Source organism: Salegentibacter maritimus, assembly GCF_016236915.1.
GTDB lineage: Bacteria > Bacteroidota > Bacteroidia > Flavobacteriales > Flavobacteriaceae > Salegentibacter > Salegentibacter maritimus.
Genome location: NZ_JAEHOK010000003.1, coordinates 33,872 through 49,210, shown reverse-complemented (window position 1 = coordinate 49,210; position 15,339 = coordinate 33,872). Strand labels below are relative to the sequence as shown.

Annotated in this window: 17 protein-coding genes and 2 tRNA genes; 14 read left to right on the top strand and 5 right to left on the bottom strand. The window is 37.0% G+C overall.

Translation table 11 applies throughout. The features are described from left to right. Positions 1–73 precede the first annotated feature (73 nt). From proS to rpsT, 4 genes are all read left to right on the top strand, one after another. Positions 74–1,552 (top strand): proline--tRNA ligase, encoded by a 1,479-nt coding sequence (gene proS / locus I6U49_RS03465; protein WP_193711093.1) that lies wholly within the window; start codon positions 74–76, stop codon positions 1,550–1,552. Positions 1,553–1,629: 77 nt separating this feature from the next. Then, positions 1,630–1,701, top strand: a tRNA-Glu gene (locus tag I6U49_RS03460). 66 nt (positions 1,702–1,767) lie between these two features. Further along, a tRNA-Glu gene (locus I6U49_RS03455) sits at positions 1,768–1,839 on the top strand. Positions 1,840–1,869: 30 nt separating this feature from the next. Continuing rightward, positions 1,870–2,118: a 30S ribosomal protein S20 gene (gene rpsT / locus I6U49_RS03450; protein ID WP_193711092.1), complete on the top strand. Its 249-nt coding sequence runs from the start codon at positions 1,870–1,872 to the stop codon at positions 2,116–2,118. Between the two features lie 105 nt (positions 2,119–2,223). On the opposite strand, the gene I6U49_RS03445 is transcribed toward rpsT, so the two are convergent. Further along, positions 2,224–3,138: a glutaminase gene (locus tag I6U49_RS03445; RefSeq protein ID WP_198627584.1), complete on the bottom strand. Its 915-nt coding sequence runs from the start codon at positions 3,136–3,138 to the stop codon at positions 2,224–2,226. Between the two features lie 2 nt (positions 3,139–3,140). Continuing rightward, positions 3,141–3,848: a dipeptidase PepE gene (gene pepE / locus I6U49_RS03440; protein WP_198627583.1), complete on the bottom strand. Its 708-nt coding sequence runs from the start codon at positions 3,846–3,848 to the stop codon at positions 3,141–3,143. A 143-nt stretch (positions 3,849–3,991) separates the two neighbouring features. Between pepE and I6U49_RS03435 the strand changes: the two genes are divergently transcribed. From I6U49_RS03435 to I6U49_RS03400, 8 genes are all read left to right on the top strand, one after another. Further along, positions 3,992–4,789, top strand: coding sequence for a peptidase associated/transthyretin-like domain-containing protein (locus I6U49_RS03435; protein WP_198627582.1), 798 nt, complete (start codon positions 3,992–3,994; stop codon positions 4,787–4,789). A 49-nt stretch (positions 4,790–4,838) separates the two neighbouring features. Beyond that, positions 4,839–5,609, top strand: a complete 771-nt coding sequence (locus I6U49_RS03430) for a carboxypeptidase-like regulatory domain-containing protein (protein WP_198627581.1) — start codon at positions 4,839–4,841, stop codon at positions 5,607–5,609. After that, positions 5,610–6,356, top strand: coding sequence for a hypothetical protein (locus tag I6U49_RS03425; RefSeq protein ID WP_198627580.1), 747 nt, complete (start codon positions 5,610–5,612; stop codon positions 6,354–6,356). Next, positions 6,337–7,137, top strand: a complete 801-nt coding sequence (locus tag I6U49_RS03420) for a carboxypeptidase-like regulatory domain-containing protein (protein ID WP_198627579.1) — start codon at positions 6,337–6,339, stop codon at positions 7,135–7,137. The genes I6U49_RS03425 and I6U49_RS03420 overlap by 20 nt, the downstream gene beginning before the upstream one ends. Before the next feature lie 25 nt (positions 7,138–7,162). Next, positions 7,163–7,666, top strand: a complete 504-nt coding sequence (locus tag I6U49_RS03415; protein WP_198627578.1) for a DUF6702 family protein — start codon at positions 7,163–7,165, stop codon at positions 7,664–7,666. Positions 7,667–7,729: 63 nt separating this feature from the next. After that, a complete protein-coding gene (locus I6U49_RS03410) occupies positions 7,730–10,039 on the top strand; it encodes a M1 family metallopeptidase (RefSeq protein ID WP_198627577.1) in 2,310 nt (769 codons plus the stop codon). A 70-nt stretch (positions 10,040–10,109) separates the two neighbouring features. Next, positions 10,110–10,391, top strand: coding sequence for a Sec-independent protein translocase subunit TatA/TatB (locus tag I6U49_RS03405; protein WP_193711080.1), 282 nt, complete (start codon positions 10,110–10,112; stop codon positions 10,389–10,391). 6 nt (positions 10,392–10,397) lie between these two features. Further along, the gene (locus I6U49_RS03400; protein WP_193711079.1) at positions 10,398–10,955 is read left to right on the top strand and encodes a phosphatase PAP2 family protein; all 558 of its coding nucleotides are present in this window, start codon (positions 10,398–10,400) and stop codon (positions 10,953–10,955) included. Here I6U49_RS03400 and I6U49_RS03395 read toward each other — a convergent pair. Next, positions 10,948–11,589 carry an O-methyltransferase gene (locus tag I6U49_RS03395; RefSeq protein WP_198627687.1) on the bottom strand — a complete coding sequence of 214 codons (642 nt, stop codon included), beginning with the start codon at positions 11,587–11,589 and terminating at the stop codon, positions 10,948–10,950. The two genes, I6U49_RS03400 and I6U49_RS03395, sit on opposite strands and share 8 nt — an antisense overlap. A gap of 183 nt (positions 11,590–11,772) precedes the next feature. Between I6U49_RS03395 and kynU the strand changes: the two genes are divergently transcribed. Together kynU and I6U49_RS03385 are read left to right on the top strand one after the other, a co-directional pair. After that, the gene (kynU, locus tag I6U49_RS03390; protein WP_198627576.1) at positions 11,773–13,056 is read left to right on the top strand and encodes a kynureninase; all 1,284 of its coding nucleotides are present in this window, start codon (positions 11,773–11,775) and stop codon (positions 13,054–13,056) included. A 6-nt stretch (positions 13,057–13,062) separates the two neighbouring features. Continuing rightward, positions 13,063–13,989, top strand: coding sequence for a serine hydrolase (locus I6U49_RS03385; protein ID WP_198627575.1), 927 nt, complete (start codon positions 13,063–13,065; stop codon positions 13,987–13,989). A gap of 131 nt (positions 13,990–14,120) precedes the next feature. Here I6U49_RS03385 and I6U49_RS03380 read toward each other — a convergent pair whose 3' ends face one another. After that, positions 14,121–14,798, bottom strand: coding sequence for a hypothetical protein (locus I6U49_RS03380; RefSeq protein ID WP_198627574.1), 678 nt, complete (start codon positions 14,796–14,798; stop codon positions 14,121–14,123). 324 nt (positions 14,799–15,122) lie between these two features. Next, positions 15,123–15,278 carry a lmo0937 family membrane protein gene (locus tag I6U49_RS03375; protein WP_193711075.1) on the bottom strand — a complete coding sequence of 52 codons (156 nt, stop codon included), beginning with the start codon at positions 15,276–15,278 and terminating at the stop codon, positions 15,123–15,125. Positions 15,279–15,339 lie beyond the last annotated feature (61 nt).

Sequence of the window (15,339 nt, the reverse complement as noted above, 5' to 3'; positions counted from 1 at the left end):
GTTAGTTTTGCGCTAACTAAAACTGCATTTATCTTGTGTTTGTAAAATACAAGATTTATGCCAAATCCATAGAATGAGTAAAAAGTTAAGTAAAAGAAGCGAAGATTATTCAAAATGGTATAATGAATTGGTTGTAAAAGCCGATTTAGCTGAGAATTCAGCAGTACGAGGTTGTATGGTTATTAAACCTTATGGTTTTGCTATTTGGGAAAAGATGCAGGCAGAGCTTGATAAGATGTTTAAAGAGACCGGTCATCAAAATGCATATTTTCCACTATTTGTCCCCAAACATCTTTTTGAGGCAGAAGAAAAGAATGCTGAAGGTTTTGCCAAAGAATGTGCGGTTGTTACGCATTACAGGTTAAAGACCAATCCTGAAGATAAAACTAAATTAATAGTAGATCCCGAAGCTAAACTGGAAGAAGAACTGGTAGTGAGACCAACCTCTGAAGCCATTATATGGAATACTTATAAAAACTGGATTCAATCATATAGAGATTTACCCATAAAAATTAACCAATGGGCAAATGTAGTTCGTTGGGAAATGCGTACGCGTTTATTTTTAAGGACTTCAGAGTTTCTTTGGCAGGAAGGGCATACTGCCCATGCAACCAAACAGGAAGCCTTGGAAGAGACAGAATTAATGAATAATATTTATGCTGAATTTGCCGAAAAATTTATGGCAATGCCGGTAATTAAGGGTGTTAAAACCGAAGCGGAACGTTTTGCCGGTGCGGTAGATACTTATTGTATTGAAGCAATGATGCAGGATGGGAAAGCACTGCAGGCAGGTACTTCTCACTTTTTAGGACAGAATTTTGCCAAAGCCTTTGATGTAAAGTTTACTTCAAAAGAAGGTAAGCTTGAAAATGTATGGGCTACTTCCTGGGGCGTTTCTACGCGTTTAATGGGAGCACTTATAATGACACATAGTGATGATAATGGTTTGGTACTTCCACCAAAATTAGCACCCACTCAGGTGGTAATCGTTCCTATTTATAAAGGAGAGGAACAACTGCAGGAAATTTCTAAAGTGGCTAATAAACTTGCCGATGAGCTTAAAGAGGCCGGAATTTCGGTTAAATATGATGATAGGGATACACAAAAGCCGGGCTGGAAGTTTGCGCAATACGAATTACAGGGTGTTCCGGTTAGATTGGCAATTGGCCCCAAAGATATTGAGAAAGGAAGTGTAGAACTGGCAAGAAGGGATACACTCACCAAAGAGTTTGTAAATCAAACTGAAGTGGTGGAGAAGGTGAAGCATTTAATGGTAGAAATGCAGGAAGCCCTTTTTGAAAAAGCAAATAATTTTAGAAACGAGCACATCACAGAAGTGAATTCTTTTGATGAATTTAAAAAAGTTTTAAAAAATAAAGGCGGATTTATTTCGGCACATTGGGACGGAACTACAGAGACAGAAAACAAAATTAAGGGGCTTACCAAAGCTACAATTCGCTGTATACCATTTGGTTCCGTAAAAGAGTCTGGAAACTGCGTGCTTACTGGTAAACCTTCAGAACAAAGAGTGCTTTTTGCAAAAGCATATTAATTTTTAAAATTTTTTTGTTCAACACTTGTGGCATTGAAAAATAGTTGTATTTTTGCATCCGCATTGAAACAAAAAATGGTCCGTTCGTCTAGGGGTTAGGACGCCAGGTTTTCATCCTGGTAACAGGGGTTCGATTCCCCTACGGACTACAAAAGAACACAAGTTTTAGTTTTGTGTTTTTAAAGTCCTGAAAAGGCAATTTGAAATAAATTAATGGTCCGTTCGTCTAGGGGTTAGGACGCCAGGTTTTCATCCTGGTAACAGGGGTTCGATTCCCCTACGGACTACTTTAAAAAAATAATTAAAGCAATTTTGTAATGGCAAATCATAAGTCAGCATTGAAGAGGATTCGTAGCAATGAGACCAAGCGTCTTAGAAACCGCTACCAGCATAAAACTACCAGAAATGCAATTAAGAAGTTGAAGGAGTCTGGAAAGGAAGAAGCTGAAGCTTTGTTGCCTTCTGTTATCTCGATGGTAGATAAATTGGCGAAGAAAAATATTATACACGACAATAAAGCTGCGAACTTAAAATCGCAACTTACAAAGCACGTAGCCGCGCTTTAATAAGAATTACAGTGTTCAATTATAAAAAAATGCTTTCTGAATTTTCAGGAAGCATTTTTTTATTGGTACCGCTAAAGGGTATAATAACCCGAGATAGTTTACTGCCTAAAATACTGAAAGCCCGGTTAAGGTAGTTAAGCGTTCCAAAGCTTTCATTCCTAATTCAGAATTTCCTTTTTCATTTAGAATAGGGCTCCAAACAGCAACCGAATACTGGTCTGGGTGTATAGCTACAATACCACCACCAACACCACTTTTTCCAGGTAGTCCAACTTCAAAACTAAACTCTCCGGCTTCATCGTAAAAGCCACAGGTTTGCATTAAAGAATTAATCCTTTTAACTGTAGTAGGGGTTAAAATTTTTTCTTGGGTACCTAAAATTTTTCCTTTGTTGGCAAAAATCATAAAAGCCTGAGATAACTGTTTACAAGACATGGCCAAAGAACATAGGTGAAAATAAAAATCAACTATGGGCTCTACCTCACATTTAATGTTGCCAAGTGCTTTCATATAATTTACCAGGGCAACATTCCTATAGCCGGTAGATCTTTCTGATGCTGCAATATTATGGTCAAAGTTAATGCTGTCGTCATTTGTAATCTTTCGAACAAAATCTAGTAATTCTTGTTTGGGATCCTCCAGTTGATCTACTAAAATATCTGAAATTACCAGCGCACCGGCATTAATAAACGGATTTCGGGGAACACCGCTTTCATATTCCAGCTGACTAAGGGAATTAAACGGATCTCCAGAAGGTTCTACATCTACCCTGTCCCAAAGATCTTCGCCCATAAGCCGCATAGCCATAGAAAGACTAAAAACCTTTGCGATACTTTGAATGGAAAAAAGCTCTTCACTATCTCCAAAACTATAATGTTGACAATCTCCGCAATACACATGCATACCAAATTTCCTTGGGTCTATCTTGGCAAGTTCCGGGATATAAGACGCCACTTTACCGGAAACATCACGGTAACTTAATTCGTTATTAATGGTCTCTAATATTTTGGGATAATCCATAACTAATTTAATTCGCTTAGGTCGCTGTTTGTTTCTATTTCGTAAGGTACTTTTTCTGTCTTAAAAATACGGGCACTTAACCTGCCTTTTAACTCAATTTTATTATCTGAAACCAGTAACCAACTACCTTCTCTTAACCCAATTACAGGCTGTGTATTTATCTTGTGAAACTCTTTAATTCTTGTTTCACGTGTTTCACCTTTGTGTGTAGAGTTTTTATCTGGGTCTAAGTAGTGCGGATTAATATTAAAAGGTACTATGCCCAAAGTTTTAAAACTTGGTGGGTAAACTATAGGCATATCGTTAGTGGTTTGCATTGTTAGCCCGGCGATATTGGTACCCGCACTGGTTCCCATATAAGCGGCACCATTTTGAACACTTTCTTTTAATGGCTGCATTAATTTGTGGCGGTAAAGTTCTGAAACCAGTAAAAATGTGTTACCGCCACCAGTAAAAATGCCTTTAGCATTAAGGATGGTTTCCTGCATATTTGTAAATTCATGAATTCCACGTAATTTAATTCCTGCTTTTTTAAAAGCTTTGGCCGCTAGTTGGGTGTATTCGTCATGAGATACTCCCCCGGGCCTGGCAAATGGGATAAAAATTACTTCTTCTACTTCTTTAAAAAATAGTTTTATTTCTGGAATTAGGTATTCCAGGTATTCCTCATTGTGTAAGGTAGAGGTACTTGCTAATAATGCTTTACTCATTGTTTAAGCTGTTTTTAGATGCTAGTATAGGATTTACAAGGTTTAAAATTAGATTAATTAGGGTTTTTAACAAAAGTTTACAAGCAGGTTTGCTGGTTTTAAGAAGTAAGAATTGTTACTTTATTAACAGGAAATTTACCACTATGATAAAGAATGCGTTTTATATTGCTTTTATTTTGTTTAACTGTGTCTTGTTTGCGCAAGATCAGGACAGAATTGTGATTAACGGGAAAATTATTGTTCCTGAAAATGATTCTCCCGAGGGAATGACTATTTTTAATCAAAGCACCTCCCGTGGAACCATAGCAAACTCTAATGGCGAGTTTAAATTACAGGTAGCTTTACAGGATACTGTTGTGTTTTCTGCCATACAATTTAAAAGTTTTAAAGTAGTGGTAGAAGAAGGGGTTATAAATTCGGGCGAAATGAATGTGTTTCTTACTGAAAATATAACCGAATTGCCCGAAATACGCTTGTCTAATAACGAACTCTCTGGAGATATTAGGGTAGATGTAGCCCGAATAGAAGTCGAAGATCCCGATGTACCCCTGTATTCTGCTGCCGATTTGGAAGCTATGAATGTTAAAAGACAGCCCGATTCCTTAATGGGGCCGGGAAGAAACGATGCACTGGCAGCCAGTAATACGCGACTGGTAAACGGACTTAACTTTGTGAATGTTTTTAAATTGCTTGTTGGTGCCGAAGTAGAGAACAATCCGTTTACGAAACGCGAGTTAGATGAGAAATTACGTGATTTATATGATGATGAGTTTTTTAAGGCCAATCTGAATATTGAACGGGACAGGATTAATGATTTTATCTACTATGTTACAGATCATGGGTTGGACCAGGAATTACTAGAGGATGGGAATGAACTTAACCTCATTGAATTTTTAATAACAAAAAGTGAAGAATATAAGGCTTTTCACGCACGTGACTAACTTTTAAAAACTGCATCAATCAATAAAAACTTATCATCAACATCAACAAATGAAATATCTTTTACCAATCTTAAGCTTTTGCTGCATTTTTACCGTAAGTGCGCAGGAAACCACACTTGTTACCGGTAAAATTAAAGCCGATAGTATTGAAGCACCCATTCATATTATAAATGTAACCCTGGAAAAAGGAACGCTAAGCGATAAATCAGGGAATTTTACCATTGAAGCTAAAGAAAAGGATTTACTGCTTTTTTCTTCAGTACAATTTCAGCAAAAAGAAGTTGTGATTACTTCTCAAATACTAAATCAAAAAACTTTAAAAGTTGAACTATTACCGGCACTAACCGAGTTAGAACAGGTAAGGCTTCATAATTTAAGCGGAAATCTTAAACAGGATATTGCCAATATTGAAGTTATTGATATGCCTATTATTAAAGTGCCGCCGGCCCCACGCAGCCTGGCACCCAGGGGAACGCCAAATGCAGCTTTTAATGCCAGCCAAGCTCAGGCACCGGGTGGAGCTAATATTTTAGGCCTGGTGGGTTTGGTTATTGGGAAGCCTAATTTTGGTTCGTTGGGCAAATCTGTGGCTCCCCAAAAAAAGGGAGAAAGAGAAATAGTGAACAGTTTACGCTATAGGTTTGATGATTACTTTTTTACCAATCATTTGAAAATTGATGCCGAACATATCATGATTTTCCTCACCTATGTTTTTGATAATGGTTTTCGGGAAAACTTACTAAAAGAAGAACACGCTCTGGAACTGGTAGTGTTTTTAGAGAATAAAAGCGAAGCTTATCGCAAATTTATTGCTGATTAAATGAGAAAAAGCTTTTTTCTTATTTCTCTACTGTTTGCTTCTTCTCAATTATTTTCTCAGGAAAGAATAATTCTAAAAGGAAAGATCCTGGCCGATTCTATTGAAGCGCCCATTCATATTATAAATGTTAAAGCAGAAAAAGGAACAGTTAGCGATGCAAATGCTGTGTTTGCAATAGAGGTGAAGGAGCAGGATCTTTTATTGTTTTCTTCGGTGCAATTTCAAAAAAAAGAAATATTGGTTACTCCAGAAATTTTAGAATCCGGAGTTTTGGAAGTCGAATTGAAAAAAGAGCTTACCGAATTAGAGGAGGTGAGGTTACATGAATTTAGTGGAAATCTCTCTAAAGATATTGAAGGCATTGAAACTTTTGACCCAAGAATTATTGGTTTTGTACTTTCAGATAAAGAACCTCTAATTATAGAAGAGCGAAAACTCTTTGCAATTACCAGGCCTGATGATCCTGTGGGAACACTCTACGGAATTATTTCGGGCCAAAAGAAAATGTATGAAAAAGCTATTAAAAACTCTAAGTTAAGCGCCCTTGTTTCTAAAGCCAGGGAATTGATGCCAGATGAATTTTATACTGAAACCCTTAAATTAAAGGAAAACAAAATCATGGATTTTCTCTACTACTGCAGCCAGAAACCAAATTTTAAGGAATTAGTCAACAAAAATTATCCATTAATTTTAATGGAATTCGTTAAAGGAATGATCGCTGAATATAATGAATTTACCCAGGATTAATTTAATAATTCTATTGGCCGTTCTGCTAATTTTCAGTGAAGGCTTTTCTCAAGAAATAAAGGTATTATCTGGTCAAATTATTACTGAAGAACCTCTAAATTCACCGGTGCACATCATAAATATTAGTCGAAAAAAAGGAGGGGTAAGTGAACTTTCAGGGCGTTTTTCAGTAGAAGTCAGTGTAGGCGATACTTTAGTCTTTTCTTCGGTTCAATATAAAAAGGAAAGGATTGTAGTAAGTCTTGAAAAACTTCAGCAAAACAATTTCACCATTAAACTCGTGGAAGATTTTACGGAATTAGAGGAAGTGAAACTTCATAAGCTATCCGGGAACCTGGCAAAAGATATTGAGGGAATCGAGACCTTTAATAAGTTCGATTTAAATGCGCCTATGGCGAGGAAGCCGCCGCCGTCTCAGGTAGATAGGCAATTATTCACCGCTACTACTGGGGCGGGAGGATCTAGACTTAGTGTTTTAGGTGTGTTAACCGGAACAATTCCATTAGACCCTATTATAAATGGTATTAGTGGTAGAACAGCTCACCTAAAGGCGCGAAAAGAAAAATATGAATTCAGGTCCGTGGTTGAAAAAGCAGTGTATCTTATTTCTGAAGAAACCTTTATAACAGACTTTAAAATTCCGGAAAGGGAGATAATGAATTTTGCGTATTATTGTGCCGAGAATTATGATCTAAAGGTTCTACTAAATAATCCTCTAGAACTATACGAGTTTTTTCAATCTAAAGCTGCAGAATATAAGGCACTGAAGGTTTTGGATTGAAATTTGCACCTAACTGGAAAAAATAATGAGAAAAATAAGCCTAATCTTGGCCAGCTTTTTTTTGCTTTCAGGTTTCAAATCTGGAGCCCATGAGTTTTATCTAAGCGTTACCGAGATTGAATATAATAGGCAACAGCAAAGCCTTCAAATTATTACCCGGGTTTTTATAGACGATTTCCAGAATGTTTTAAACCAACGCTATGGCGCAAAGCTTCAGCTTTCAGAAGAAGCTGAAGAAGGTGCAATTGCCGGGAATATTTCAAAATATCTTCAGCAAAAATTAAAGCTTCGGGTACATGGCGAAGAACTTCAGCTAAATTATTTGGGAAAAGAATACGATGCCGATCAATTGATACTATATATTGAAGTTGAAAATGTTACTCCTTTCAATAATATTGAAGTAACCAATAGCATATTAACAGATTTATTTGATGATCAAAAAAATATAGTACACGTAAAAGTGAACGATAAAACTAAAAGTTTACTGCTTATGCGACAGCAAGAAACTGAAAAACTTAGTTTTCCTTAAATTACCGCAAAAGCCTAGAAATTATTTTTACTTTTAAAAATCCTTAAAACAAACCAAGCATTAATGAATAATATACGATTATTAAGTTTCGCATTTATAATACTTTTTGTGAGCGGTATACAGGCTCAAGACTCGGGAGAAAGAGAGCAACAAGCCAAACAGGAAGGTCACGAAAATAATAACAAGTTTAAACAACTGCATGAAACTTTTGCAACTCCCAATCAATACAGGACCGGTGCGGGTGCTCCCGGAGAGGCTTATTATCAAAACCAGGCCGACTATAAAATGGAGATTGTTTTAGACGATAAAAATACGCGTTTAGATGGAGAGGCTCAGGTGACATATTATAACAACTCACCCGATAAATTAGAATATTTATGGGTGCAATTAGACCAAAATATAAGAAAAAAAGACGCTCCGGGTTTAGATCGTAATCCCAGTGTAATGCGACCTGTGACTACACCCCAGGGCTTTGTAAGTGAATATATGCAGGAGTCTTTTGACGGTGGTTTTAACATCACCGACTTAAGTCAGGATGGAGATAAATTGAAGTTTACCATCAATCAAACCATGTTGAGGATAAACCTGGAAGAGCCCCTGAAACCGGGTGAATCTTTTGAATTTGATATAAAATGGTGGTATAAGATCAATAAACATACAACAGATGGTGCTAGAAGCGGGTATGAACATTTCCCTAAAGATGGAAACAATGCTTATGTAATTGCACAATTCTTTCCAAGAATGGCGGTTTATAACGATGTGGAAGGCTGGCAAAATATGCAGTTTTGGGGAGATGGGGAGTTTGCCCTTCCTTTTGGAGATTACGAAGTAAATATTACAGTTCCTGCAGATCATATTATGGAAGCTACAGGAGAACTTCAAAACCGCGATGAAGTATATACCAAAGAGATGATGCGCCGTTATAAGCAGGCAAAAAAATCTTACGACAAACCTGTGATTGTTAGAACTCAGGAAGAAGCTGTAGAGGCCGAAAAATCTTTTTCCACTAAAACCAAAACCTGGAAATATAAAGCCGAAATGGTTAGGGATTTTGCATTTTCTACCTCTAGAAAATTTATTCTGGATATGATGGCTACCGATGTACTTGGCAAAGATGTGATGGCCGTTTCTTTATACCCTAAAGAGGGCAATCCATTATGGGAAAAATGGTCTACCAGGGTTGTAGCAAGTACGCTTACTTCTTATTCTAAACAAACATTTCAATATCCTTACCATAAGGCTGTTTCGGTTCATGCAAAAAACCAGGGAATGGAATACCCTATGATTTGCTGGAATTATGGGCGCCCAAATGAAGATGGAAATTATTCTGATAGGACTAAATTTGGGATGATAAGTGTAATAATTCACGAAATTGGCCATAACTTTTTTCCCATGATTGTAAATAGTGATGAGCGCCAATGGGGGTGGATGGACGAAGGTTTAAATACGTTTAGCCAATTTTTGGCAGAACAGGAGTTTGGCAAAAAATACCCTGAAGCTATTGGTTCACTAGAGCAGTATCCCTCTAGAAGGGGAATCCCTTCTAAGATTGTACCTTATATGAGAGGTAATCAGAAATATATTGCGCCCATTATGAGCAACCCCGAAAATGTATATCAGTTAGGAAATAATGCCTACGGAAAACCGGCAACTGCTTTAAATATTTTAAGGGAAACGGTGATGGGGCACGAGCTTTTTGATTATGCCTACAAAACATTTGCCCAGCGATGGATGTTTAAGCATCCAACTCCCGAAGATTTTTTTAGAACTATGGAAGATGCTTCAGCCGTAGATTTAGATTGGTTTTGGAGAGGTTGGTTCTATACTACGCATAATGTAGATATGGGAATTAAGGAAGTTCAAAAACTTTATGTAACCGATAAGGCTACTAAAGAAGGGAAAGAATTTTTGGAGCAGTATGGAGCTGATCCCGAAGAGATAGAGGCCATTTACGTAGTTAGTGAGGATAGCGAGGAATTTGATGAAAATTTAAAAGGAAAATCTGTTTTGGAGAATTCTCCAACCCTAAATGAATTTGTAATGGATAATTTCTCTGAGTCGGAAAGAGCAGGTTTAAAAAATCCAAAATATTTCTACCAGGTTACTTTTGAAAAGCCGGGCGGAATTCCGATGCCATTAATTGTTGAATTTACCTATGCCGATAGTTCTTCCACGCTAAAAAAATATCCGGCTCAGTTATGGAGAATGAACGATGAGGTAGCAACAAAAGCCATTGCTGCCGATAAAGAAATTATTAAAATTGTAGTAGATCCCGAGCTTGAAACGGCCGATGTTGACATAAGTAACAATACCTGGCCAAAAGAAGAAACCACAAATAAGTTCGAGAAATTCAAAGAGAATCTAACAAACTAAAACATTTTTAGGCCGACTTTAACGAGTCGGCTTTTTTTATGCTTAAATTTGTCGTTATATTTGTTAAGCTATGAATATGATACCTCTTTTTATTAGTGGAGCCGAAATTGCTTTTATCCTTTTTATTTTGGTAATGGTATTTGGCGCCGATAAAATTCCTGATATAGCCCGGGGAATGGGTAAAGGAATGAAAATGCTTCGTAATGCCTCTAACGACATTAAAACTGAAATTCAAAAAAGTGCCGATAAGCAAGGTATCAATACCGACATTACTAACGATGTAAAAGGTGAAATAGATAAGGTGAAAGAAGATATAGATGAAATAACCGGTTCGGTTAAACGTAGGTTTTAATTACTAATGTTAGAGCAGCTAGAACAATGGGATAGAGAGCTGTTTATCTACCTTAACGGCCTTGGAATCGAATCTTACGATAATTTTTGGATTACCGTTACTACAATCCAAAACTGGATTCCACTATATATTGCTTTTTTTGTGCTTTATTTTGTAGCTTTTCATTGGAAAAAAGCGCTTTTCACCAGCCTTTTTACGTTGGCTACAGCACTTTCTACTTATGGTTTTACCAATCTTGTAAAAAATTTCTTTCTTAGGCTTCGGCCCAACAACGAGCCGGAAATTGCAGATATTATTAGAATTTTACAAACTCCGGATAATTACAGTTTTTTCTCCGGCCATTCTGCGGTTTCTACTGCTGCAGCCCTGTTTCTAATACTGGCACTAAAAGATAAATACCCCTGGATTTGGGTAGTGCTTATCTGGCCGCTATTGTTTATGTTAAGCCGAATTTATGTAGGGGTTCATTACCCGGGAGACGTACTTGTTGGTGCGGCGGTAGGAGTAATATTTGCCCTGGTGTTTTTTATGCTTTACCAGCGCTCCGGAAAACGTTTTATTTAAGTCGGCTTAAGGTTAACCCGTCCCGAATCGGTAAAATAACTGTTTCTATGCGTTCATCTTCCGCAAGCATCTTATTGTACTTTAAAAGTGCACGGGTAGATTCGTCATCGGCTTTTAACGGCTTTACAACTTTGCCACTCCACAATACATTATCTGATAAAATAACGCCCCCTGGATTCATTTTGTCTATTATTAAGTCGAAATAGGCAGGGTAATTAGGTTTGTCGGCATCAATAAAAACAAGGTCGAATGTTGAATTGATTTCAGGAATTACTTCCCTGGCATCTCCTATATATTGCCTGATATTATTTTTGAAGTTTGAAGCCTCAAAATATTTTTGCTGAAAATCGTATAATTCCTCGTTGATGTCTATGGTGTGTAACAGTCCATCTTTACGCAGGCCTTCTGCTAAACATAAGGCCGAGTAGCCGGTATAGGTTCCTATTTCCAGAATAGTTTTTGGTGCTATTATTTTTGAAATTAAGCTTAGAATTCTACCCTGGTAATTTCCGCTTAACATCCTGGGTTGTAAAACTTTTTGATTGGTTTCCCGGTTTAGTTTTGCTAAAAAATCAGGTTCTTTAGCTGAATGTTCTAAAATATAATCGTCTATAGCTTCGGGTAGAAAATGCATGGGAATTCTAATTTTTTTCAAATTTAGAGAATTTAATGTTTTTAATATGAAAGCTTTCAGGACAAATACTAATTAGCTATTACTCCTTATTTAACTTTTAACTCTATGAGGCTTGCCAGGAAGTAATTTGCTTCAGGCATTTCTGCCAAGAAATTGTATTTTTACTTAAAACTAAAACCACACATGCAATTTCAAAATACTCTAGAATATGCCCGGGAACTGGATTCCCAGGACAAACTATCATCATATCGCGACCAGTTTATTTTTCCGCAGCACGAAGGGAAAAATGTGATTTATTTTACCGGAAATTCGCTTGGTCTTCAACCTAAATCAGCTAAAAAATATGTGGATGAGATTATGACCGATTGGGCTAATCTCGCCGTAGAAGGTCATTTTTATGCCGAAAAACCCTGGTGGGATTATCACGAGCGTTTTTCAAAGAAGCTGGCTAAAGTAGTAGGTGCGAAACCTGCTGAGGTTACAGTTATGAACACCCTTACGGTTAATTTACATTTGTTGATGGTGTCTTTTTACAGGCCAAAAGGAAAACGTTACAAGATTATTTGTGAAGAAAAAGCTTTTCCCAGCGATCAATATATGATTTCCAGTCAGGTTCGTTTTCATGGATATGATCCCAGGGATGCTATTGTTGAAATTAAAAGGCGTGAAGGGGAAAATAACTTTAGAACCGAAGATATTCTTTCCAAAATAAATGAAGTAGGAGAGGAGTGTGCTTTGGTGCTTATAGGAGGCGTAAACTATTATACAGGGCAGGTATTGGAAATGGAAAGCATAACCAAAGCAGGACATAAAGTAGGTGCTTTTGTGGGCTGGGATCTTGCTCATGCTGCCGGTAATATAGAATTAAAATTAAGCGATTGGGAGGTGGATTTTGCCGCCTGGTGTAGTTATAAATATATGAATAGCGGTCCCGGGAATGCTTCCGGTTGTTTTATTAATGAAAAATATCATAACCAAAAAGATATTCCTCGTTTTGAAGGTTGGTGGGGCCATAGCAAAGAACGTAGATTCTTAATGGAGCCTGAATTTCAACCCGAACCCGGAGCAGATGCCTGGCAAATCTCTAATGCTCCTGTCCTGGCCCTTGCGCCTTATTTAGCTTCGCTTGAAATGTTTGATGAGGTAGGAATGCCGGCATTAATAGAAAAAAGAAATAAGATTGTGGCCTACCTCGAGTTTGTTTTACACGAAATTGATAAAGAAGTTGAGAGCACTTTTGAAATTATTACACCTCCAAATCAGGAAGAGCGAGGTACACAACTTTCGGTGTTTTTACACGGAGAAGGCAGGGAATTATTCAATTATTTAATGAAAAACGGCGTAATTCCCGACTGGCGGGAACCCAATGTAATTCGTCTGGCCCCGGCACCTTTCTATTGCTCTTTCGAAGATATGTACCAATTTGGTCAAATTCTTAAAAAGGGAATTCTAGAGAAATCTAAATAAATTAAGATGAAAAAGATACTTGTATTTTGTTTTTTGATAATTTCCGTATTCGGATTTTCCCAAAATCCTGAAACTGATCTAAAACTTCAAAAGAAATTAGAAACACTTATCGAAAATTTCAATGGAGATGCAGGCGTATATGTGAAAAACCTGAAAACCGGAAAAGAAGTTGGGATAAATGCCGACACTATTTTCCCAACAGCAAGTATCGTGAAAGTTCCTATTCTTATAAAGATTTTTGATAAAATTGAAAAAGGAGATTTACATTACAACGATAGCCTGGTGTATTCGAAAGACCGTATTTACGGAGGTTCGGGGTTAATGCAGTTTTATAAAGATAGTACCCGAACAGACTTAAGGACCCTGGTGGCATTAATGATTAGCTATAGCGATAATGTCACTTCCTTATGGAACCAGGAACTTGCCGGTGGCGGGAAAGCCATCAATGAATTAATGGAAGAGCTTAACCTGGAACATACGCGCGTAAACTCACGAACAAAAGGTCGTGATAAAGATTGGGGAAAATATGGTTGGGGACAAACCACGCCCAGGGAAATGGCTTCTATTTTAGAACAAATTAGAGAGCGTAAATTAATAAGTGCTGCAGCCAGTGACGAAATGTATAGGCTGCTGGGTAATTCTTTCTATCAGGATTATGCTTTGTCCCAGGTGCCACCTTATGTGCAGGCTGCGGCAAAACAGGGTATGGTAAATAAATCACGTTCAGAGCTTTTTATGGTAAATGCCCCTTCGGGAGATTATGTATGTTATATAGCCACAAAAAATAATGAGGACGAATCCTGGGGCGATACGAATGAAGCCTGGGAATTACAAAGGCAAGTTTCAGCCTTGCTTTGGAATTATTTTGAGCCCGGTTCTAATTGGAAACCGGCCAAAGGGGCTCGGGAGTTGCTTAGGGGTTTAAATTATTAATGCTAGATTTCAATAAAAAGCCACGAATTCAATATTTTTTACTGAATTCGTGGCTTTAAATTTTTTGGGAATTTACCCGATAATCTAGCTTTAATGCCGCGTTCGTTGGTTTTTTACGAGGTAAATTACGATCACCTTACTTCAATTTCGGTAAAGAACAATTCAAAACTTCCATCGGGAGATTTATGGGATTTAGCAATTTTTAAGCCCTGAAAATCTTCAAAATCTTCCCAGGTCGTAGGCATTTCTCTTTTTCCGTCAGCCGATTTGTAAATCCATTCCTCTAAAAGAAGATCGTCGTTATAATATACCACGTAGGTATCCCCCGGAGTATAGCCGCCTTCATTCTTATAGGAAACTTCTAAATAGTTCATCTCTTTTTTGCTAATGGGAGCAGTACCGGTTTTTTCTTCTGAAATAGTAGCATCACTCCATACCATTTGATATGGGAATAATAACCAGTAAGAATCATTTATAAACTTTTGATCTATATCCTTATCGTCTTCAGAAATATTGTTGGTTTTGGTATAAGTTTGGCTTATATCACCCTGGGTTAGTCTAATCTCATTGGTTTTTGGCTTCCAGGTCCACGCACGGCTGGTTCTTAGGGAATCCTGAACCTTTACGTTAAATGTGAAACGAATTTCTTCAACAGCATCAAAATTATTTAATCCGTGAGCCACAGCAATTTGCTCTTCAATGCTTTTCTGGGCTTCTTCTGTAGTTTCCTGCCCAATTTTAGTTTCTTTGTTGTTCTTGCAAGCAGTTAAGCCAATAACAAGAAAGCTAATAAAGATTAGTTTTTTCATAATGATTTATTTCGCATAAAGGTACAAAAACTGCTTTTAAAATAGGAGTCATGGGCATTCTACGCAAGTTTTATAAAAGATATTTGAAATAAAATGAGTCTGGATATTTTTGTTTTAGCAGAAGAATATAGAGAATTAAAAAAAAATTACAGAGTTTGGTGAAAAAAGCCTGTTTTACTGTCTGTATATAGAATTATTGTGTTTTTAGAGGAAAAATAAAAATAAAAGAGGCTGTCTGAAAAGTGGTTCTTCGTCTTAAACGAGTTCAGGACGAGAGTTAATAACTTTTCAGGCATCCTCTTATGATTCGATTGTATTACTAAATTAAAGTCGGCGTCCTGTTAATAATCTATATAAAATTAGAATTACAGCCAGAACAATTAGTATATGGATGATGCTTCCTAAATCTGGAAAAGCAAAATAGCCAACAAGCCATCCTATAACTAGTAATACTACAATAAGCCAAATTAAATCTCTCATATTGGTTGGTTTTTAGTAGCTAAGCTACATTGGTTAATTGTTTTTAACGAATTTATAGAAT